The organism is Bradyrhizobium sp. LTSPM299 (assembly GCF_000938235.1).
Lineage (GTDB): Bacteria > Pseudomonadota > Alphaproteobacteria > Rhizobiales > Xanthobacteraceae > Bradyrhizobium.
Genome location: NZ_JYMU01000090.1, coordinates 32,804 through 50,829 on the forward strand (window position 1 = coordinate 32,804; position 18,026 = coordinate 50,829).

Annotated in this window: 20 protein-coding genes; 8 read left to right on the forward strand and 12 right to left on the reverse strand. The window is 64.3% G+C overall.

All coding sequences use genetic code 11. The annotated features are described in order from the left end of the window. Window positions 1-224: 224 nt before the first annotated feature. The 4 genes from UP10_RS38850 to UP10_RS38865 form a co-directional block, all read right to left on the reverse strand. Window positions 225-797 carry a hypothetical protein gene (locus UP10_RS38850; RefSeq protein ID WP_044592452.1) on the reverse strand — a complete coding sequence of 191 codons (573 nt, stop codon included), beginning with the start codon at window positions 795-797 and terminating at the stop codon, window positions 225-227. Window positions 798-944: 147 nt separating this feature from the next. Continuing rightward, window positions 945-1,823, reverse strand: coding sequence for an MlaD family protein (locus UP10_RS38855; RefSeq protein ID WP_044592453.1), 879 nt, complete (start codon window positions 1,821-1,823; stop codon window positions 945-947). A gap of 119 nt (window positions 1,824-1,942) precedes the next feature. After that, the gene (locus UP10_RS38860) at window positions 1,943-2,713 is read right to left on the reverse strand and encodes an ABC transporter ATP-binding protein (RefSeq protein ID WP_044539692.1); all 771 of its coding nucleotides are present in this window, start codon (window positions 2,711-2,713) and stop codon (window positions 1,943-1,945) included. A gap of 2 nt (window positions 2,714-2,715) precedes the next feature. Then, window positions 2,716-3,849, reverse strand: coding sequence for an MlaE family ABC transporter permease (locus UP10_RS38865; protein ID WP_044592475.1), 1,134 nt, complete (start codon window positions 3,847-3,849; stop codon window positions 2,716-2,718). Window positions 3,850-3,988: 139 nt separating this feature from the next. On the opposite strand from UP10_RS38865, the gene dgcA reads away from it, so the two are divergent. Next, a complete protein-coding gene (dgcA, locus tag UP10_RS38870) occupies window positions 3,989-4,984 on the forward strand; it encodes an N-acetyl-D-Glu racemase DgcA (RefSeq protein WP_044592454.1) in 996 nt (331 codons plus the stop codon). Here the strand turns inward: dgcA and UP10_RS38875 are convergent. Beyond that, complete coding sequence (locus UP10_RS38875; protein WP_044592455.1) at window positions 4,936-6,153, reverse strand: MFS transporter; 1,218 nt, start codon at window positions 6,151-6,153, stop codon at window positions 4,936-4,938. The two genes, dgcA and UP10_RS38875, sit on opposite strands and share 49 nt — an antisense overlap. A 75-nt stretch (window positions 6,154-6,228) precedes the next feature. On the opposite strand from UP10_RS38875, the gene UP10_RS38880 reads away from it, so the two are divergent. Together UP10_RS38880 and UP10_RS38885 are read left to right on the forward strand one after the other, a co-directional pair. Next, window positions 6,229-7,410, forward strand: a complete 1,182-nt coding sequence (locus UP10_RS38880) for a hypothetical protein (RefSeq protein ID WP_044592476.1) — start codon at window positions 6,229-6,231, stop codon at window positions 7,408-7,410. 128 nt (window positions 7,411-7,538) lie between these two features. Beyond that, window positions 7,539-8,969, forward strand: a complete 1,431-nt coding sequence (locus tag UP10_RS38885; protein WP_082077524.1) for a caspase family protein — start codon at window positions 7,539-7,541, stop codon at window positions 8,967-8,969. 65 nt (window positions 8,970-9,034) lie between these two features. Here the strand turns inward: UP10_RS38885 and UP10_RS38890 are convergent, their stop codons facing one another. From UP10_RS38890 to thiD, 4 genes are all read right to left on the reverse strand, one after another. Further along, window positions 9,035-10,024 (reverse strand): threonine/serine dehydratase family protein, encoded by a 990-nt coding sequence (locus UP10_RS38890; RefSeq protein WP_044592478.1) that lies wholly within the window; start codon window positions 10,022-10,024, stop codon window positions 9,035-9,037. A gap of 42 nt (window positions 10,025-10,066) precedes the next feature. Beyond that, window positions 10,067-11,161 carry a glycosyltransferase family 4 protein gene (locus UP10_RS38895; RefSeq protein WP_044592456.1) on the reverse strand — a complete coding sequence of 365 codons (1,095 nt, stop codon included), beginning with the start codon at window positions 11,159-11,161 and terminating at the stop codon, window positions 10,067-10,069. Continuing rightward, complete coding sequence (locus UP10_RS38900; protein ID WP_044592457.1) at window positions 11,158-11,970, reverse strand: UDP-2,3-diacylglucosamine diphosphatase; 813 nt, start codon at window positions 11,968-11,970, stop codon at window positions 11,158-11,160. The genes UP10_RS38895 and UP10_RS38900 overlap by 4 nt, the downstream gene beginning before the upstream one ends. A gap of 280 nt (window positions 11,971-12,250) precedes the next feature. Further along, complete coding sequence (gene thiD / locus UP10_RS38905; protein WP_044592458.1) at window positions 12,251-13,048, reverse strand: bifunctional hydroxymethylpyrimidine kinase/phosphomethylpyrimidine kinase; 798 nt, start codon at window positions 13,046-13,048, stop codon at window positions 12,251-12,253. Window positions 13,049-13,178: 130 nt separating this feature from the next. Here thiD and UP10_RS38910 point away from each other — a divergent pair, with 130 nt between their 5' ends. Beyond that, on the forward strand, window positions 13,179-13,424 hold the full coding sequence (locus tag UP10_RS38910; protein WP_044539700.1) for an Lrp/AsnC ligand binding domain-containing protein: 246 nt from the start codon (window positions 13,179-13,181) through the stop codon (window positions 13,422-13,424). A gap of 15 nt (window positions 13,425-13,439) precedes the next feature. Then, the gene (locus UP10_RS38915) at window positions 13,440-14,060 is read left to right on the forward strand and encodes a class I SAM-dependent methyltransferase (protein ID WP_044592459.1); all 621 of its coding nucleotides are present in this window, start codon (window positions 13,440-13,442) and stop codon (window positions 14,058-14,060) included. 38 nt (window positions 14,061-14,098) lie between these two features. On the opposite strand, the gene UP10_RS38920 is transcribed toward UP10_RS38915, so the two are convergent. After that, window positions 14,099-14,704 carry a TetR/AcrR family transcriptional regulator gene (locus UP10_RS38920; protein ID WP_063775435.1) on the reverse strand — a complete coding sequence of 202 codons (606 nt, stop codon included), beginning with the start codon at window positions 14,702-14,704 and terminating at the stop codon, window positions 14,099-14,101. A 125-nt stretch (window positions 14,705-14,829) separates the two neighbouring features. Here UP10_RS38920 and UP10_RS38925 point away from each other — a divergent pair, with 125 nt between their 5' ends. Together UP10_RS38925 and UP10_RS38930 are read left to right on the forward strand one after the other, a co-directional pair. Further along, a complete protein-coding gene (locus tag UP10_RS38925) occupies window positions 14,830-15,504 on the forward strand; it encodes a hypothetical protein (RefSeq protein ID WP_044592461.1) in 675 nt (224 codons plus the stop codon). A gap of 20 nt (window positions 15,505-15,524) precedes the next feature. Next, window positions 15,525-15,878: a DoxX family membrane protein gene (locus UP10_RS38930; protein WP_044592462.1), complete on the forward strand. Its 354-nt coding sequence runs from the start codon at window positions 15,525-15,527 to the stop codon at window positions 15,876-15,878. Between the two features lie 34 nt (window positions 15,879-15,912). Here UP10_RS38930 and UP10_RS38935 read toward each other — a convergent pair whose 3' ends face one another. After that, window positions 15,913-16,842: a c-type cytochrome gene (locus UP10_RS38935; protein WP_044592463.1), complete on the reverse strand. Its 930-nt coding sequence runs from the start codon at window positions 16,840-16,842 to the stop codon at window positions 15,913-15,915. Between the two features lie 165 nt (window positions 16,843-17,007). Between UP10_RS38935 and UP10_RS38940 the strand changes: the two genes are divergently transcribed. After that, complete coding sequence (locus UP10_RS38940; protein ID WP_044592464.1) at window positions 17,008-17,430, forward strand: CHRD domain-containing protein; 423 nt, start codon at window positions 17,008-17,010, stop codon at window positions 17,428-17,430. A 79-nt stretch (window positions 17,431-17,509) separates the two neighbouring features. Here the strand turns inward: UP10_RS38940 and UP10_RS38945 are convergent, their stop codons facing one another. Next, complete coding sequence (locus UP10_RS38945; RefSeq protein ID WP_044592465.1) at window positions 17,510-17,956, reverse strand: c-type cytochrome; 447 nt, start codon at window positions 17,954-17,956, stop codon at window positions 17,510-17,512. Window positions 17,957-18,026: the final 70 nt, after the last annotated feature.

Consider the following 18,026-nt stretch of genomic DNA (forward strand, 5'->3'; position numbering starts at 1 on the left):
CGCCACCTGAATTCGAGCGTAAGGGCCGTCGCAGGGGCGCGTTGCCAAAATATCGAAAACAACCCCATGCAAAGTAACCGGCAGCGGACGGCGTTCGACCAGGCAACTTGCCAGGTCGGGCAAATCAGCGATATTATTCTAATATTCCGAAATTCCACAAGAACCTCGATGAGGCTCGCGACCGTTGGGGCCGAACTCAGGGGCCTCACCGCTCCGTGTTGCTGTCACGGCTTCGATGCCCAGGATGGCATCGGTTGCCAACGCGTCCAGGCGGGTCGCACCTGCCCGGGAAACACCAAACGCAAGAGCCACAGACCCGGCAGCACGACCACAAATAGCGCGATGCCCGCGATCAGCCCTGCCTTCGCCAGACCCGGGTCGGCGGCGAGACTGTGCTGGAAGGCCCACGCGATGAACAGAGCCTCGAGCACGTAGAGCGGCGTCGAGCACAGCCCGGGGTTGGGGCGGTAACCCAATTGGTGCAGCAGCACGTGAGACACCAGCGTGTCGGACAATCGCGCGCCGATCAGCATGCCGAGCGCAAAGGTGCTGCAGTCCGGCCCTAACGCGCCGAAGATGCCGACGATTCCGATCGCGGACATCGTCAAGGTCAACGCCACGGTGAAGATCAAAAAGCCCCACCGGTCGGGAATTTCGAAGCCAACGATGGCGCCGAAATTGCGCCAGAGCGGTCCACCCTCACCCTTCCACTCCTGCCAGGAGTGCCGGCAGGTGATCGCAATATCCGCCGCCAGGATCAGGGCAAGAAATGGCATCGAGATGTGCGAGGTATCCATACGACGCATCCCCAACGTTCAGCCGCCGGACGTCATTTCAGGACTTGGCCCGCGCACTTGTTGGCGGGCGCAAAGCCTCAAGGTGCCGGCCCAACTTACACCAGGAACATGGCACGCGGAAGTTGTATCGCGCGCAAGCGTGACGGCCTACTGCCGTCGCCTCGGCCCGGCCGGCGCTGCCGCCGGCGCCGGTGCGGGCGCGGGCTCCGGCGCGGCGTTGTTGCTGCCGCCGAAGATCACCCGGCTCGGGTTGCGGTCGAAATTGTTCACGGCGCGGCTGATGTCGCCGAGCGTCTTGCGGCCATCCGACATCAGCGCGCCCGAGCGCTTGTCGAGGTCCTCGGCGAGGTCGCGGATCGACTTCACCATCAAGCTGAGCTCGCCGCCATTGTTGCCGCCCGCGATTGCGTTCAGCCCGAGCATCAGGCTGTCGGCCTTGCCCATCACGCCGTCGACCTTGAGCATGACGTTGTCGATCTTCTCGGAATTGCGCGCTAATGCCGAGGTGAAGGTCTCGAGATTGTGCAGCGAATTCTTCACCGATTCCTGATTGTCGGCGACGATGCGGTTGACGTTCTGCAGGGTAGCGCGGATCGCCTCGGTGACGTCCTGGAGCGCGTTCGGATCGGCGGTGAGCACCGGGATGCCGTCTTCGTCGAGCGGCACCGGCGGCGCAGCCTCCGCGCCGCCCTTCAGCGAGATCGCGGCGACGCCGGTGAGACCCTGGAATTCGAGGCCGACGAGGGTGTCCTTGCGGATCGGGGCGTTGTTCTCGATCATCGCCAGCGCGACCACGCGCCGCGGATTGTCGAGCTTGACCGAGACAACTTCCCCTATCCGGATACCGTTAAAATTGACACTGCCGCCGTTGCGCAGGCCCGACGCCGGACCCTCGAAGATCACCCGGAAGGGGCTGCGCGCCTTGGTGGTGTGCAGGCTCTGGAACCAGAGCACGAAGCCGAACGCCGCGGCGATCACCGCCAGCGTGAAGACTCCGATCAGCACATAGTTCGCCCGCGTTTCCATCAATCGCTCTCAATTACTCTCAATCAATCCTGGGGCTCTGTCGCCACTGCGCTGCACCAGAGCCTGTCGAATTCTTCGTTGGCGCATGAAAACCGGCCTCCATTTTTCGGGATCATGCGCTAGCCCACTACGGCGCGGGCGCGCTTGCCATTGAAATATTGCTGCAGCCATGGATGCTGCGACGCCTTCATGTCGGCGATCGATCCTGCTGCAATGATCTTACCGTTCCCTAAAACGGCGATACGGTCGCAAGCGGTATAAAGACTGTCGAGATCGTGGGTTACCATGAAAACGGTCAGCCCCAAAGTGCGCTGCAGGGTGCGCACCAGCTCGTCGAAATCGCCCGCGCCGATCGGATCGAGGCCCGACGTCGGCTCGTCGAGGAACACCAGCTCCGGATCGAGCGCGAGCGCGCGCGCCAGCGCGACACGCTTGACCATGCCGCCGGACAGTTCAGACGGATAACGGTCGGCGACCTCCGGCTTCAAGCCGACCATCCCGAGCTTGGCGACCATGATCTCGTCGAGCAGCCGTTGCGACACGCGCAGATATTCGCGCACCGGGAACTGGATGTTCTGCCGCACCGTGAGCGATGAGAACAGCGCGCCCTGCTGAAACAGGATGCCCCAGCGCCGCTCGACGCCGCGCCGCTCGGCGAAATTGGCGGCATCGAGATCGACGCCGAATACCTCGATACGCCCCGAGACTTTCGGCACCAGCCCGATGATGGTGCGCGTCAGCACCGACTTGCCGGCGCCGGACGGGCCGACGAAGCCCAAAATCTCGCCGCGTTTCACATCGAGGTCGAGACCGTCGAGCACGCGCGTCTTGCCAAACTGCACGGTGATGTCGCGAACCCGGATGATGGCGTCGGACTCCTGTTCGGCCATCGTCACATCCCGATCGAGGCGAAGAAGATCGCGAACACGCCGTCCATCACGATCACGAAGAAGATCCCCTTCACCACCGACGACGTGGTGTGCTGTCCGAGCGACTCCGCCGAGCCCTGCACCGCAAGCCCCTCGACGCAGGCGACGATGCCGATCACCGCGGCCATCACCGGCGCCTTGATCATGCCGACGATGAAATGGTCGATCGAAATCGCGTCGCGCAGCCGCAGCAGGAACGCTTCCGGATCGACGCCGCCATAAAGCCAGGCGACCAGGCCGCCGCCATACAGCGCGGCCATCGCGCCGAGGAAGGCAAGGATCGGCAGCGCCAGCATGATCGCGAGCATGCGCGGCAGGATCAGGACCTCGATCGGATCGAAGCCCATGGTGCGGAGCGCGTCGATCTCCTCGCGCATCTTCATCGAGCCGAGCTCGGCGGTGTAGGCCGAGCCGGAGCGGCCCGCGACCATGATCGCGACCAGCAGCACGCCGATCTCGCGCAGCACCAGCACGCCCAGCATGTCGACCACGAAGATGTCGGCGCCGAACTGCCGGAAATGGAAAATACCCTGCTGCGAGATGATGCAGCCGATCAGGAAGGTGATCAGCACCACGATCGGCACCGCGCGCCAGCACACCTGCTCGAGGTGATGCACCGTCGAGGTCAGGCGAAAACTGCGCGGGTGGATCAACACGTTGCCGGCGGCAGCCAACACCGCGCCAAGCATGTCGATCAGGCTGAGGATGGTGCCGCCGATGCCGACCACGGTGCGGCCGATTTGCTCGAACATGCCGGTGACCGACAGCGGATCGCTGTCGACCTTGGGCGCGGCGCTGACGCGGCGCACCTCGTCGACCAGACTGGAATAATTGGCCGAGAGCCCGGCGATCTTGGCTTCGGCGGTGGCGTCGCTGAGGCTGCGACGCAGCCGCTCGATCAGCCAGGCGCCGAACGTGTCGAGCTTGGCGACCTGCGAGACGTCGATGAAGATGTGCGGACGGCTACCGCGCAGCTTCTCGGCGTCGGAAACGATTCGTTCGAGCACAGGAGCAAAGCGGGCTGTCCAGTTGCCCGCCGCGCACAACGCCAGTCCCTCGCCCTGAGCCACTCGCTCCAGTGTCGGGTTACCGCTCACCTTTGCCACCCCTCGACTGGTTAGCCGTTCGAACAGCCGATCACCGCCGCTCCCGGATCGCCTTGTCGAATCTGTTACTAACCAGCCATAGTTGGTTGCGCGTCGCAAGCATACGGTTCAGAAAATAGTAGACTTTAAAATGACTTCCACCCCCTCCCGAACGCTTTCTGCCGGTATCGAGCGCTGGCCGATCGCAGGCTCCTTCACGATCAGCCGCGGCGCCAAGACCGAGGCGGTGGTCGTGGTCGCCGAGATCCGTCAGGGCAGCCTGACCGGCCGCGGCGAATGCGTGCCCTATCCGCGCTATGGCGAGACGCCGGACGCGACGCTGCAGGCGATCCTGGCGATGCAGGAGCCATTGACCATAGGCATGGACCGCGGCGCCTTGCAGGCCAGGATGCAAGCCGGCGCCGCCCGCAACGCGCTGGACTGCGCGCTATCGGACCTCGAAGCCAAGCTTGCCGGCGAGCGGATCTGGACCCTGCTCGGCCGGCCCGCGCCCAAGCCGTGCACGACCGCCTATACGATTTCGCTTGCAGCGCCCGAGGCAATGGCGGAGGCCACCGCCAAGGCCGCCCACCGCGCTCTGCTCAAGATCAAGCTGGGCGGCGATGGCGATGCCGACCGCATCAGGGCGGTTCGCTTGGCCGCACCCCGATCGGAGCTGATCGTCGACGCCAACGAGGCCTGGGCCGAGGACAACCTCGCGGCCAATTTCAAAGCCTGCGCCGATGCCGGTGTCACCCTGATCGAGCAGCCGCTGCCGGCCGGCAAGGACGAGGCGCTGTCACGGATCAAGCGGCCGGTCGCGGTCTGCGCCGACGAGAGCGTGCATGACCGCGCCTCGCTCGCGGGCCTGCGCGGCCGCTATGACGCCGTCAACATCAAGCTCGACAAGACCGGCGGACTCACCGAGGCGCTGGCAATGGCGGATGCCGCGCGCGGGCTCGGCTTCGAGATCATGATCGGCTGCATGGTCGCGACCTCGCTGTCGATGGCGCCGGCGATGCTGATCGCGCAAGCCGCACGCTTCGTCGATCTCGACGGCCCGCTGTTGCTCGCGCGCGACCGCGACAACGGCCTGCGCTACGACGGCAGCCTGGTCGATCCGCCGGATGCCGCGCTCTGGGGCTGATGTGTGAACCTGTGCCGCGCCAGCCACATCACGAGCCCGCCGATGGCCGCCATCGCAGCCATCATGTGGTAGACGCCCTGCCCGTAGCGCGCATAGACGACGCCGCACAGGATCGCCGTCGTGCTCGCGAACATGCCACCGCAAGCGGTGAGATAGCCCTGCCCGCGCGCGATCATGTGAGCGGGCACCTGATGCACCATCAGCCCCATGATGCCGACCTGCGTCAGTCCGAAGGTCAGGCCGTGCGCGAGCTGGACCACGGCCAGGATCGGCAGCGGAGGATCCTGCGCGGTGATGGTCCAGCGCGCCACTGCGCTCGCCGCGGCGATCACCACCAGCACGGCCGACGGCAGCGTGAAGCGCGGCGAGAGCGCGAACAGCACGATTTCGGCGATGACACCAATCGTCCAGAGTGCTCCGATCGTCAGCCCGCTAAGGCCCGCCTGCTGCCAGGCGATCGAGGCGAAGATGTAATAGGCCGAGTGGCTGCTCTGGATCAGCGCCGATGAGACGATGATGGCGAGGAAGCCGGGATCGCGCAGCAGCTTGCGCGCGCCCTGCGGCGGCGCGGAGGTCGCAACGGCCTGGTCCAGCGGACGCAACGTCAAGCCAACCAGCGCACCGAGCACGGTGACAGCAGCGATGATCCAGATCAGATGCGCCGGCGGGAGGGTGCCGAGCAGCAGCCCGCAGCCGAGCGCGCCGACCGCGAAGGCGGCCGAACCCCACAGCCGCAGCGGTCCGTAGTTGAGCCCATAGCGCCGCACGCCGCGCAGCGCATAGGCATCCGTCAGCGGCACCATCGGCGTCCAGACGGAGCAGGTCAGCGCGTAGGCCAGCAGCACCAGCAAAGGCAGGCGCTGGGTGCCGATAACGAGAAAGCCGAACGCGGTAGCGAAGCCGGTCAGCATGATCGCGCCACGCAACATCTGGCGCCGCTCAGCGGCCGCCATGATGAGCGGCAGCACGGTGAAACGGGTCACCGGCGGCACCGCCGTGATGGTTCCGATCCAGGCGGCATCGATGCCGATCGCCTTCAACCACACCGTGAAAAACGGCAGATGGACGCCGGTGGTACCGAACAGCGTGGCGTAGAATGCCGCCAGGCGGCCTGCGAATCGCCTCGATGCCTGCTCGGCAGCAATGGGGATTTGTGATTCGATAGACATCAATTCAATTGCGATTCGCGCGATATCGTGATGATCGTTAGCGTAACGCGCAGTGATTTGCGCGCAGAGAATATGATGGCTGAGCAAGCATTCGCCCTGTCGCCGATTTCCGCCCGCGCGGCCCAGCCGGGCGAGGAGGACTATGCTGCGATCAGCGAGGCCTTCATGGAGACCGCGCGGGGGCGCTGGTTCCTCGGCGAGTACGCCAAGCGCAACCGCAACGCCGATACGCGAATGGTGCTCGACGCCGTGGCGCGGATCGAGCAAAGCCTTGCAGCGCAGCGGCAAGCGGCCGCTGATGCCTTCAGGGACGAGCAACTGGAACAAGCGCTGACTGCGCTGCGCGGTGCTGTCGAGGCCGCCCAGGCCGCGGCGATCGCGGCGCTCGATGACCTCGGCTTCGAGCAGTTGCTCGTGCCGGTGCGCAAGGGCGTGCGGGTGATCCGGGAAATCTCCTGGCGGCTGCGCGAGATCGGTAATGACGGCCGGATCTGCGACATCATCGATTCGCAGGCCAGCGCCATCGAGGCCGGCGCCGCACAAATCTCGATGGACGACGCCAAGGTCGTGCTGGATACCGCCTTCGCGACGCTGGCGCGCCGGCTCGCCGAGTTCCGTGTAGACGAGGCGATTGCGCCTGCCGCCGAAGCACCGGTCGCGGAAGCGCCCGTGGCGGCGCACTCGCCGCCTGCCGCGGCCGAGAGCGTCGCCAACGATGTCGCGGTCGCTGAGGTGGCGTCGGCCACGGCACCGACCGTCGAAGTGCGTGCGGTCACGACGCCGCAGCCGGCATTCGCGGAAGCCGAGCCCGCATTGGCCGAAGCCGAGGCCCCTGCCCCTATCGCTGACGACGCAGAAGCCGACGCGCATGACGAGGCCATGCTCGACCTCATCGCGATGGAGATGGGCGCACCCGATCCGATCGACGATGACGAGGCGATGATGGTCGCGGAGACGCCCATCGCCGAGGCGCCGCCGGTCGAGCCCGAAATAGCCGCTCAGGAGTTGGCGCGCGTAGTCGAGCCCGTTGCCGCGCCCGCCGCGCCGATGGTCGAGGCTCCTGCCGCCGAACCAGCTCCGAACCAACCAGCACCACAGGCCGACATCGCGCCTGCGCCAGAGCCCGCGGTGGAAATGTCGCTTGGCTCCACCATCATCGCGAGCGGCCTTGTGAAGAAACCGAGCGTCGCCGCCAACGATCCGCTGGCCCCGATCCGCCGTATGAGCCAGGCCGAGAAGATCGCGTTCTTTTCGTGATCGCGTAGCCAGTCCAAGCGGACTTTCACCGCCCGCGCATCGTGACCCAACTCACGTACCGCGCCTGCGCCCGCGCATAGCCTGCCCGCGAGCGATCTCGGATCGAGATCAGTCTGTGGGAGCGCACCATGGTCCGCCTGAAATCCATCTTGTTGTCCGCGGCACTGCTGGGCCTGTTGAGCCTTGGTCATGCCGGTGCCGCGTTCGCCGAAACCAGCAGCGCGATCGCCGGCGGCGCCGCGCCTCCAGCCCCGCGCGGCAGCGAGCAGCGCGTTGCGCTCGTGATCGGCAATTCGAACTATCAGAGCGCACCGAAGCTGGCCAATCCCGGCCATGACGCGCAATCGGTCGCCGAGCTGTTGAATTCGGCGGGCTTCGAGGTGATCTCCGCGACCGACCTCAGGCAGAACGACATGGTCAAGGTCTTGCAGGATTTTTCCAGCAAGGTCGCCGAGCGCGGCCCCAACACGGTCGCGATGGTCTACTACGCGGGCCATGGCGTTCAGCTCGCCGGCGAGAATTATCTGATTCCGGTCGACGCCAATATCGCGACGCCTGCCGATCTCGACGGCAATTCGGTGCGCCTGGTCGACGTGATGGGCACGCTCGAGAACATCCCGAGCCGGATGCGTATCGTCGTGCTCGACGCCTGCCGCAACAATCCGTTTCCGAACGTTGACGACGCCGGCCGCGGCCTCGCGATCGTCGATGCGCCAAACGGCTCGATCGTCGGCTATTCGACGGCGCCCGGCATGGAGGCGCAGGATGGCAGCAACGGCCACAGCCCCTACACCAATGCCTTCCTGCGGCTGGCGCGCGAGCCCAATCTCCCGATCGAGCAGCTCTTCAAGCGCATCCGCCTCGAGGTGAACAATTCGACCGACGGGCGGCAGACGCCGTGGGAGAGCTCGTCGCTGACCTCCGATTTCTATTTCTTCGGCAACACGGCGGTTGCGGCGGCGAGCGCGCCGGCAAATTCCCCTGTTGTGCAGATGGCCTCGGACCTGCCGAGCCGCTCGGTGCGCCAGGCCTATGATTTCGTGCTGTCGGAAGGCTCGCCCGATTATTATCAGGAGTTCATCACGCTCTATCCGCGCGATCCGCTGAGCGACCGCATCCGCTTCCTGCTCGACAACTGGCGGCAAGCCGTGGCCTGGCACAAGGCGGTGCTTGCCAACACGCCGTTCGCCTACAAGACCTTCTACGACAATTTCCGCAACAGCCCGTATGCGCAGTCGGCGCTGCATCTGCAGGTCCAGCCGAAGATCGTGCCGCTGATGCAGTTCACCCGGCTTTCAAATCATCCGGTGTACCGTCCAGTCAATGGCGGCCTGCAGAACAATGCTCGGATCACCGGCGGCAAGATCGCAAGCCTGCCGGTGACGAACGCCGGCAAGAGCGCATCCAATCCGGTCCTGAAAGGCAACGGCAGGCCCCGCTTCCGGGCCGAGCGACAGAACGTGCAAGTCAATCGATCGAGATTCGACAGCAACGCCGCCGTCCACGCCGGCCCGCGCTACGGCGCAGTGAACCAGGGCCATCACGGCTTCAGGCGTTGATCCCTGTCAACAAAACGGGACAGAGCGGCCGGCGCTCTGCCCCGTTCCTCTTCAAATACTTTGCCTCAGGCGACCAGCTTGGCGAACAGCTCGGCATCGACATTGCCGCCGGAGAGCACGATGACGACGTTCTTGCCCTTGGCGTCGATTCGCCCGGCCAGCAGTGCGGCAAGCCCGACTGCGCCACCGGGCTCGACCACGAGCTTCAGCTCGCGATAGGCAAAGGCAACGGCAGCCCCAACCTCTTCGTCAGAGACGCTGACGCCGTTTGCCAAGAGCTTGCTGTTGATAGCAAAGGTGAGTTCGCCCGGCATCATCGCCATCAGCGCATCGCAGATGGTGCGGGCCGCAACCGGATGCGCCTCGCGATGCCCGGCCTTGAGCGACAGCGCGTGATCGTCGTAGCCCGCAGGTTCAGCAACGACGATCTGGGCCTGCGGGAATCTTGCCTTCACCGCGGTGGCAACGCCAGCGATCAAGCCGCCGCCGGAGGCCGGCGCGACGACGATGTCGGGCACCAGCCCGAGCGCGGCCATGTCCTCGGCGATCTCGCGGCCGGCGGTGCCCTGGCCCGCGATCACGAAGGGATCGTCATAGGGACGCACCAGCGTCGCGCCGCGCTTGCGCGCGATGTCGTTGGAGATCGCCTCGCGGTCGTCGCGATCGCGGTCGTAGAGCACGACCTCGGCGCCATAGGATTTGGTCCGCTCGCGCTTGGTCAGCGGGGAATCCGCAGGCATCACGATGGTCGCCTGCATGTTGAGGATCTTGGCTGCGGCCGCGACGCCCTGGGCATGGTTGCCCGAGGAGAACGCGACCACGCCGCCGCTCCGCTGCGCTAGCGGGATCGAGGCCAGTTTGTTGAAGGCGCCACGGAACTTGAACGATCCGGTCCGCTGCAGCATTTCGGGCTTCAGGAAGACCTTGGTGCCGATGCGTTCGTCGAGGACCGGAAAGGTCAGGAGCGGCGTGCGCACCGCGAACGGTGCGACCACCTTTGCGGCGGCGTCGATGTCCGCGGCGGCGACAAGGGGAGTCGAGGCGGTTTCGGTCATCCGCGGACTGTATCGCGGCAGCGGACCGCCGAGCAAGACGCTTCAGCGTGAGGTCGGCTGGGTGGCCGGCAGAATAGCAAAATGATGCTCTTCGGCACCGAATTCTACCACGATTCCCCCCTCATCGTCCGGCAGGGCGGGCCGGACATTCGTGGCACGGTCGATGAACACCCGGGCGGAGGCCTGCCAGGTATGAAGCGCGGCAAAATCGACACAGGCCTGACGCGGAATGCTCAAGGCTTCCAGGCAGGCATGGCGCAAATCCTCGTCGAGCACGCCAACCGGGGCGGCACCGATCACGTCGCGGGGGCCAGTGACCGGAAAAGCGGCAACCGGCAGCCCGCTCGCCAGCGCCTCGAGCAGCACGAGGCCAAAGGTGTCGGTCCGGCTCGGGAACACGAACACATCGGCGGCGGAATAGATCTCGGCCAGTTCCTCGCCATGGCGGGCGCCGAGGAACACGGCTTTCGGGTATTTGCGTTCCAGCGACGCACGTGCCGGACCGTCGCCGACCACGATCTTGGTGCCGGGCAAATCGAGATCGAGGAACGCCTCGAGGTTCTTCTCCACCGCCACGCGGCCGACGCTGAGGTAGACCGGTTGCGGCAGGCAGAGATCGACATCGCGCGGATGGAACAGCCCGGTATCGACACCGCGCGACCACAGCACCACGTTGCGGAAGCCGCGCTGGCGCAGCTCGCTGGCCAGCGCCGGCGTCGCCGCCATCACCGCCTGGCTCGGCTTGTGGAACCAGCGCAGCGCGCGCCAGATCCAGGATTCCGGGATCGGCGAGCGCGCGGAGACGTATTCGGGAAAACGGGTGTGGAAACTCGTCGTGAACGGCAGGCCGTGCTTGCGGCAATGACGGCGGACCAGAAGCCCGATCGGGCCTTCGGTCGCGATGTGAATGCTGTCGGGCCTTGCCGCCTCGATCAGCCTGGCAATCTTCGCCGGGCTCGGCAGCGCGAGCCGGAGATCGCGATAGCTCGGCATCGCGAAGGTGCGGAACGAGTCCGGCGTCAGGAAACTCACCTCGACGCCAAGCGATTTCGCCGCCTGCGCCATCATGGTCAGCGTGCGGACCACCCCGTTAACCTGGGGATGCCACGCATCGGTCGCGACCAGGATATGCGTCATGCAGCGCGTGCCGTGACTCGCGGAAGCGGCGCAACGCGGCGCTCCGGGTCGGTCCAGGTGATGATCTCGAAGCTGCCGTCTTCGTTTTCGGCAAGTGCCGTGCAGCTCTCGACCCAGTCGCCGCAATTCATGTAGCGGATGCCGTGCTCGTCATGAATCGTCGCGTAGTGGATATGGCCGCAGATCACGCCGTCGCAGCCGTGGCGTCGCGCTTCGCCCGCCAGCGTGGACTCGAACGCGCCGATATAGTTCACCGCCTTCTTGACCTTCAGCTTGGCCCATTGCGACAGCGACCAGTACGGTACGCCGAACATGCGGCGGAAGAAATTGACGAAGCGATTCATCTGGATCGCGAAGTCATAGGCCTTGTCGCCGAGATGGGCGAGCCAGCGCGCGTTCTGCACCACGAGATCGAAGATGTCGCCGTGGATCACCAGATAGCGCTTGCCGTCGGCGCCGGTGTGGACGGCGTTTTCCACCACGTCGATGCCGCCGAAATGCGTGCCGTAGAAATTGCGCAGGAACTCGTCGTGGTTGCCCGGGACGTAGATCACCTTGGCGCCTTTGCGCGCCTTGCGCAGCATCTTCTGCACGAAGTCGTTGTGGGTCTGCGGCCAGTACCAGTTCGACTTCAGCGCCCAGCCATCGACGATATCGCCAACCAGATAGATCGTGTCGGCGTCGTGGGTCCGGAGGAAGTCCAGCAGACGGTCGGCTTGCGAACCGCGGGCTCCGAGATGAACGTCGGAGATGAACAAAGTGCGAAAGCGCCGCTCGGGGCTTTCTTCACTCGAGGAGTCACTTCCCATGCCTGTGCACCTAACAGATTCCTGTGACAAGGCGATGACGATCCCCGTGACCGAAGGCCCCATAAACCTTAACGAGAATCAGTTGCACGCCCCTCCACAGCGGATAACAGCGCGATGCGACAATCTGGCGACATGAGGTGCGTGAGCAAATGGAACATTGCGCGGGAACATCCATCCCCGTCATTGCGAGGAGCGACAGCGACGAAGCAAGCCATCTCTCAGCGCTTGGAGATATGGATTGCTTCGCTTCGCTCGCAATGACGATCCGGGCTACCGGACCTCAATAAAACTTGTGGAAATGATGCACGGGTCCGTGGCCGTGCCCGACAGCAAAACGGTCCGCCGCTGCGATCGCTTCCGTGATCCACGCCTTGGCGTTGCGCACCGCGGTTTCCAGGTCTTCGCCCTTCGCGAGCCCTGCCGTGATCGCTGACGACAATGAACAACCGGTGCCGTGGGTGTTTGGTGTGGCGATGCGCGGCGCGGTAAGCGCAATGGTGCGCTCACCGTCGATTAGATAGTCGATGCTGTCAGCGCCGTGCCCGTGGCCGCCCTTGACCAGCACCGCGCGGCATCCCGCAGCCAGCAAGCGGCGGGCCTGGCTCTCAACGGCGGCCTCGCTCTCGGCGACCGGTTCGTCCAGCAGGGCCGCGGCCTCGGGCAGGTTCGGCGTGATCAGCGACGCCAGCGGAAATAACCTCGCCTTGAGCGCGTCGACCGCCTCAGCCGCAAGGAGGCGGTCGCCCGAAGTTGCGACCATCACGGGGTCGAGCACGATGTGGCGCGGCGACCAGCGTTTCAGCCCATCGGCGATCGCCGCGATCGTCTCGGCCTGCGCCACCATGCCGATCTTGACCGCGCCGACGGCAAGGTCGGAAAACACCGCGTCGATCTGCGCGGTGACGAACGCCGCGGGCACCAGGTGAATTCCGCTGACGCCTGTGGTGTTCTGCGCCGTCAGCGCCGTGATCACGGAGGCGCCGTAAACACCGAACGCCGCAAAGCTCTTCAGGTCGGCCTGGATGCCCGCGCCGCCGGAGGAGTCCGAGCCCGCGATGGTGAGCGCGATCGGCGTCATCTGATGACGTAAGGGGCTGATATCAAAGGGTTCATGGCCTGTCCTAGCGCGCCCGCCCATCAGCATCAAGTTGGCTTGCCTTGGGCCTCCGTTTTTGGCCTATTGTCGCCAAATCCCCGGAGACACAGCGATGGTTCCCTTCTTCGTCCAGATCAAGTGCAAGCTCGGCCAGTCCTACACCGTCGCCAACGCGCTGGCGGAGGCCGAGATTGCGTCGGAGATCTATTCCACCGCGGGCAATTACGATCTCTTGGTCAAGTTCTACGTCGACCACGACACCGACATCGGTCATTTCATCAACGAGAAGGTCCAGGTGCTCCCTGGTATCCAGGACACCCTCACCATCATCACCTTCAAGGCGTTCGGCGCGAAGTAGACCAGAGGCACCTGATTGGGCAGCGACGATCGCAAGAGGTTGGTTGCCGCCGGATATGATGCGATCGTCGACGCCTATCTCGGACGGTTCGGCGTCTCCGAGGTGCGCGACCGCAAGCTCGCTGAGATTGCGGATGGATTGTGCGTCGGCGCGCGGGTGCTTGATCTCGGATGCGGCGCTGGAGTGCCGGCTGCCCGTGACCTGACAGCGCGCCGTTTTGAGGTCACCGGCGTTGACGGCTCGGCGCGCCAGATCGAACACGCACGGCGCAATGTACCGAATGCGCGGTTCATCCATGCCGACATGGTGAGCGTGAACTTTCCACCTGCGTCATTTGAGGCGATCGCGGCGTTCTACTCGATCACGCACGTTCCGCGAGAGGAGCATGCAATGCTGCTGGAGGGTATCGCACGCTGGCTGACGCCGGGAGGACGATTTGTTGGCAGCTTTGGTGCTACGCCGGCCGAGGATTGGACCGGCGACTGGCTCGGAACGACCATGTTCTTCAGCCACCATGATGCGGAGACGACAAAGCGGCTTGTATCGGATGCAGGCCTTGCGATCACAAAGGCAGAGGTCATTCAGCAAGACAACGAGGATGCCCGTTTCCTCTGGATTACGGCATACAAGCCTTGAGAACACCTGCCGATTTGGCAGGCCCGCGCCACAAGCCGCTAGGCGTCCGGCGCCGAGTCGATCAGCGCCTTCAGGAACGTGACGACGATCCGGCCGCTGCGGCTGACTTCGCCGCCCCTCGACAATAGTGCCATGCCGCGGCCCAGGGCGATGAAGCCGGTGGCGATTTCCATGGCATCGGCGGGCACCTGCTTGCCGAGCAATTCGAACAGGCGCGTCACCAGCACGCCCAGTGCACGGCGGTGCTTGCGGTTGAGGTCGTTATAGCCTTGCGCGAACGTCGGACTGCGCAGCGCCTGCAATTGCAACTCGATCGCCAGCACGGCGAAGCCGGGATCCGAATTGGCGGTGGCGGCCCATTTTTCAAGGCCCGCCATCACCTTCGCGGGCTCACCCGACGCCTGCCCCAGCACGCCTTCGATTTTTGCGCGCTCCTCGGATTGGTGCCGTTGCACCAGTTCCAGCAGGATCGCCTCCTTGTCGGGAAAATTCGAATAGAACGCGCCCTGCGAAAATCCGGCTGCGTCGGCGATGTCGCGCACCGAGGCCTGCGCAAATCCCTTCTTGATGATCTCCTCGCGCGCCGCCTCGATCAGGAGATTCCTGGTACGCGCCTGACTTTCCTCGCGATTTAACCTGGGCAACGGATCGGACTCCTGAATCCCTGAAATACCATTTGATTTTCAAATATCATCTGCTATCTAATTTCAGATAGCAATTGATATTTGTAAATCGCGAGTCGGCTGGACGCGCAGGGAGTAGCTATATCATGCAGACCAGACCATTGGACCGTACGCTCGCCATCCTGGCGACGCTGGCGGCGTTGACCGTCGCCGCCATGGTGATCGGTATCATCACCACCAGGGGTTCGCAGGACTTCTTCCAGACCGCCCGCTCCACTGATGCCTATGGCGCGTATCTGGAGACCCCCCTGGTGCCGTTCGGTCTGCGGCTCAATCTCGGGCTCGATAATCTCTTCATGATCTTCTACGGCGCATTCTTCATCGTGCTGGCCGCCCGGCTGCGCACGATGCTGGACCCCTATCTGCTGGGCGCCGCGCTCGCCTCCATGATGCTCACGGTTGTCCTCGATTGCGTCGAGAACCACCACATCATGACCATGGTGCATGCGATCCAGAACCGATTGCCGCTGTCGCCGGCCGACGGCGAGCTTCAGATGATCGCCTCCCAGGTCAAGTTTCACGCCAGCTATCTCGCGGTCCTGCTGTTCTCGTTCGGCTTCCTGCAGTTCGGCAGGCTCGGCAGGACCATCGCGGTGGTACTGTGGTGTTACATCCCGTTCGGGGTCCTGATCTCGGTGACGCCGGTGGAGCAGGCCAAGCCGCTGGTGCTGGGACGGACGATCTTCTTCGTCTTTGCCTTCATCCTGTCCGCCGTCCTGTTCTCATCACAGGCCAGACCCCACGCCCAAAACAGCAAATAACAAACCAGGAGGGCTCCCTCATGCCGATCACGATCATCACGATTGCCGGACGAAGCCTGCTCGCGTTGCTGTTCATCCTTGCTGGCGCAGCCAAGATCGCCGGCCCGAAACCCTTCCTCGACCACATGGCGGCACACCATATTCCGGGCCAACTGCTGCCGCTGGTCATCGCGCTGGAGCTTGGTGCGGGCCTGGCGTTGCTGATCGGCTGGCAGCCGTCATTGGCCGCCGGCGCGCTTGCACTGTTTTGCCTTGCCACCGCGTTCGGGTTTCACCTCGACCTCGCCGACAAGGCGGAACGAACGCTATTCGTGAAGGACCTCGCGATTGCCGGCGGCTTGATGGTCGTTGCCGCCAGCGCGTGGCGCGGATAGCGGGCCGAGGATCACAAGGCGCAATCAGGAAAGATCATTCCTTGTCCGCCTTCTTCGGCGGCTTCGGCGGACCCTCGACCGGCGGTAGCGACTTGATGTAGTCGGCAATCGCATCGCGGTCCTCTCCCGAGAGCTGCGAGGTGTTGCGGATCACGCGCACCATCGATCCGCCAGCGCTGTCTCCATCCGGCGTCTGGCCACTTTCGAGGAAATAGGCGATATCCTTCGCGCTCCAGTCCGACAGTCCCTTCGGCGTGATGTTCGGCACCCAGCCCTCGCCTTCCGGATTCGGGCCGCCGGCGAAGCGCTGCGCGCCGATGATGCCGCCGAGGAAATTCCGCGGGCTGTGGCACTCGGCGCAATGGCCAAAACTGTTGACGAGATAGGCGCCGCGATTCCACTGCGCGGAACGGCCTGCGTCGGCGACGAACGGCTTGCCGTCCATGAACAGCAATTTCCAGATGCCGACATTGCGACGGATGTTGAAGGGGAACGGCAAATCATGGTCGCGCACCCGACCTGCGACCGGCGGCAGTGTCTTCAGATAGGCGAAGAGGTCCCGGACGTCATTGATCCCTGCGTGCTGATAGGAGGTATAGGGAAACGCCGGGAAGTAATGCGTGCCTGATGGCGAGGTGCCTTTCATGACAGCAGTGACGAAATCGGCCTCGCTCCAGCGGCCGATGCCGTCATTCGGGTCGGGCGAGATGTTCGGCGCGTAGAAGGTGCCGAATGGCGACGGTATCGCAAGGCCGCCGCCAAGCCTCATACGATCGTCCTGCTTCGGCACGGCATGGCAGGAGGAACATCCCCCGGCATTGAACGTTGTGAGCCCGTTGGCAAGGTTGGGCTGGTAGGCGGGCAGCGCGCTCGCGGCAACGGTCGCGGGGATCGTCAGCCACCAGAACACGCTGAGGCCGGCGATGCCGGCCACCACGGCGAGGAGGAAAATTCGTCGCAGCATTCACTGATCCGTCATTGGCGCTTCCAAGGGTGCAGCCAGTATGACCGCAACGGGGCGGGGAAGCTTCCATGAAATTTCGCGCACCAACCGCCATTCCGGGAATAAACCCGCACAACCGATGTTTCGAGACTGACACCATCGTGTGACGTCAACAGGGAGAGACCTATGCCGAACAAGACCATGCTTGCCACGCTGATGCTGGGTGCCGCGATCGCGTTCGCTGGCCCGGCCTTCGCCGAGAAGCTGAAGGCAACGCTGGACGGCAAGTCCGAAGTGCCGGCGAACACCAGCGCGGGCACCGGCACCGCCGACATCGACTACGACGCCGCCAGCAAGAAGCTGACCTGGAAGCTGACCTATTCCGGCCTCAGCGGCCCGGCCACCGCCGCGCATTTCCATGGCCCCGTCGAAGCTGGCAAGAATGCCGGCGTCGCGGTCGCGATCCCGAATGCGACGTCGAGCCCGGTCGAAGGCAGCGCGACGCTGACCGACGCGCAGGCCGCCGATCTCCTGGCCGGCAAGTACTATGTCAACGTCCACACCGCGGCCAACCCGGGCGGCGAAATCCGCGGCCAGGTCACGAAGTAAATTCCAACAAGAAAAGGCCGACACAGCAAAAAGGGCGGACGCTTCATAACGTCCGCCCTTTTCATTGCGCGAAACCGGATCAGGTTTTTTTGATGCGGTATGTCTCGTGACAGCCGCCGCACTGCTTGCCTATCACCGGCAGCTCCGCCTTCAGCGCATCCAGATCCTTGATCTTGCCCTTTGCATCGACGACGGCCTTGGCGAAGCTCGCAATATGGGATTCGAAGCCGGCCTTGTCCTCCCAGATCTTTGGCGAGGGAGAGTAGTCGCCCTCGGGATTGAGGCCCTTGGTGCTCTCGGGGAACAGCATCGGAAGCTTCTTGGCGGTTTCCTCGAACTGGGCCAGCGCGGCATCTACGGTCGACTGATCGTAGGGCTTCTCGCCCTTGACCATCGCCGCCAGCGCGCCCGCATTCTTGCCATTGCCTTTCATCACAGCTTGGGTCTGCTTGACCTGATCCTGCTGCGCAACGACGGCACCGGCACTGAACGCTAGCACCGCTGCGACGACGACTATCCGCTTCATCGGCAAATCCCCTCAATTCCGGTTGTCCGGGTCCGCAGGTACGCGGCCGGCCTGTTTGCAAACACCGCAG

Coding starts and splice junctions, on each gene's coding strand:
- UP10_RS38895 (WP_044592456.1), bottom strand. CDS start 11,161: ATGACGCATATCCTGGTCGCGACCGATGCGTGGCATCCCCAGGTTAAC.
- UP10_RS38885 (WP_082077524.1), top strand. CDS start 7,539: ATGGTCCGCCTGAAATCCATCTTGTTGTCCGCGGCACTGCTGGGCCTG.
- thiD (WP_044592458.1), bottom strand. CDS start 13,048: ATGACGCCGATCGCGCTCACCATCGCGGGCTCGGACTCCTCCGGCGGC.
- UP10_RS38930 (WP_044592462.1), top strand. CDS start 15,525: ATGCCGATCACGATCATCACGATTGCCGGACGAAGCCTGCTCGCGTTG.
- UP10_RS38940 (WP_044592464.1), top strand. CDS start 17,008: ATGCCGAACAAGACCATGCTTGCCACGCTGATGCTGGGTGCCGCGATC.
- dgcA (WP_044592454.1), top strand. CDS start 3,989: ATGACTTCCACCCCCTCCCGAACGCTTTCTGCCGGTATCGAGCGCTGG.
- UP10_RS38900 (WP_044592457.1), bottom strand. CDS start 11,970: ATGGGAAGTGACTCCTCGAGTGAAGAAAGCCCCGAGCGGCGCTTTCGC.
- UP10_RS38910 (WP_044539700.1), top strand. CDS start 13,179: ATGGTTCCCTTCTTCGTCCAGATCAAGTGCAAGCTCGGCCAGTCCTAC.
- UP10_RS38880 (WP_044592476.1), top strand. CDS start 6,229: ATGGCTGAGCAAGCATTCGCCCTGTCGCCGATTTCCGCCCGCGCGGCC.
- UP10_RS38945 (WP_044592465.1), bottom strand. CDS start 17,956: ATGAAGCGGATAGTCGTCGTCGCAGCGGTGCTAGCGTTCAGTGCCGGT.
- UP10_RS38860 (WP_044539692.1), bottom strand. CDS start 2,713: ATGGCCGAACAGGAGTCCGACGCCATCATCCGGGTTCGCGACATCACC.
- UP10_RS38855 (WP_044592453.1), bottom strand. CDS start 1,823: ATGGAAACGCGGGCGAACTATGTGCTGATCGGAGTCTTCACGCTGGCG.
- UP10_RS38890 (WP_044592478.1), bottom strand. CDS start 10,024: ATGACCGAAACCGCCTCGACTCCCCTTGTCGCCGCCGCGGACATCGAC.
- UP10_RS38935 (WP_044592463.1), bottom strand. CDS start 16,842: ATGCTGCGACGAATTTTCCTCCTCGCCGTGGTGGCCGGCATCGCCGGC.
- UP10_RS38875 (WP_044592455.1), bottom strand. CDS start 6,153: ATGTCTATCGAATCACAAATCCCCATTGCTGCCGAGCAGGCATCGAGG.
- UP10_RS38850 (WP_044592452.1), bottom strand. CDS start 797: ATGGATACCTCGCACATCTCGATGCCATTTCTTGCCCTGATCCTGGCG.
- UP10_RS38925 (WP_044592461.1), top strand. CDS start 14,830: ATGCAGACCAGACCATTGGACCGTACGCTCGCCATCCTGGCGACGCTG.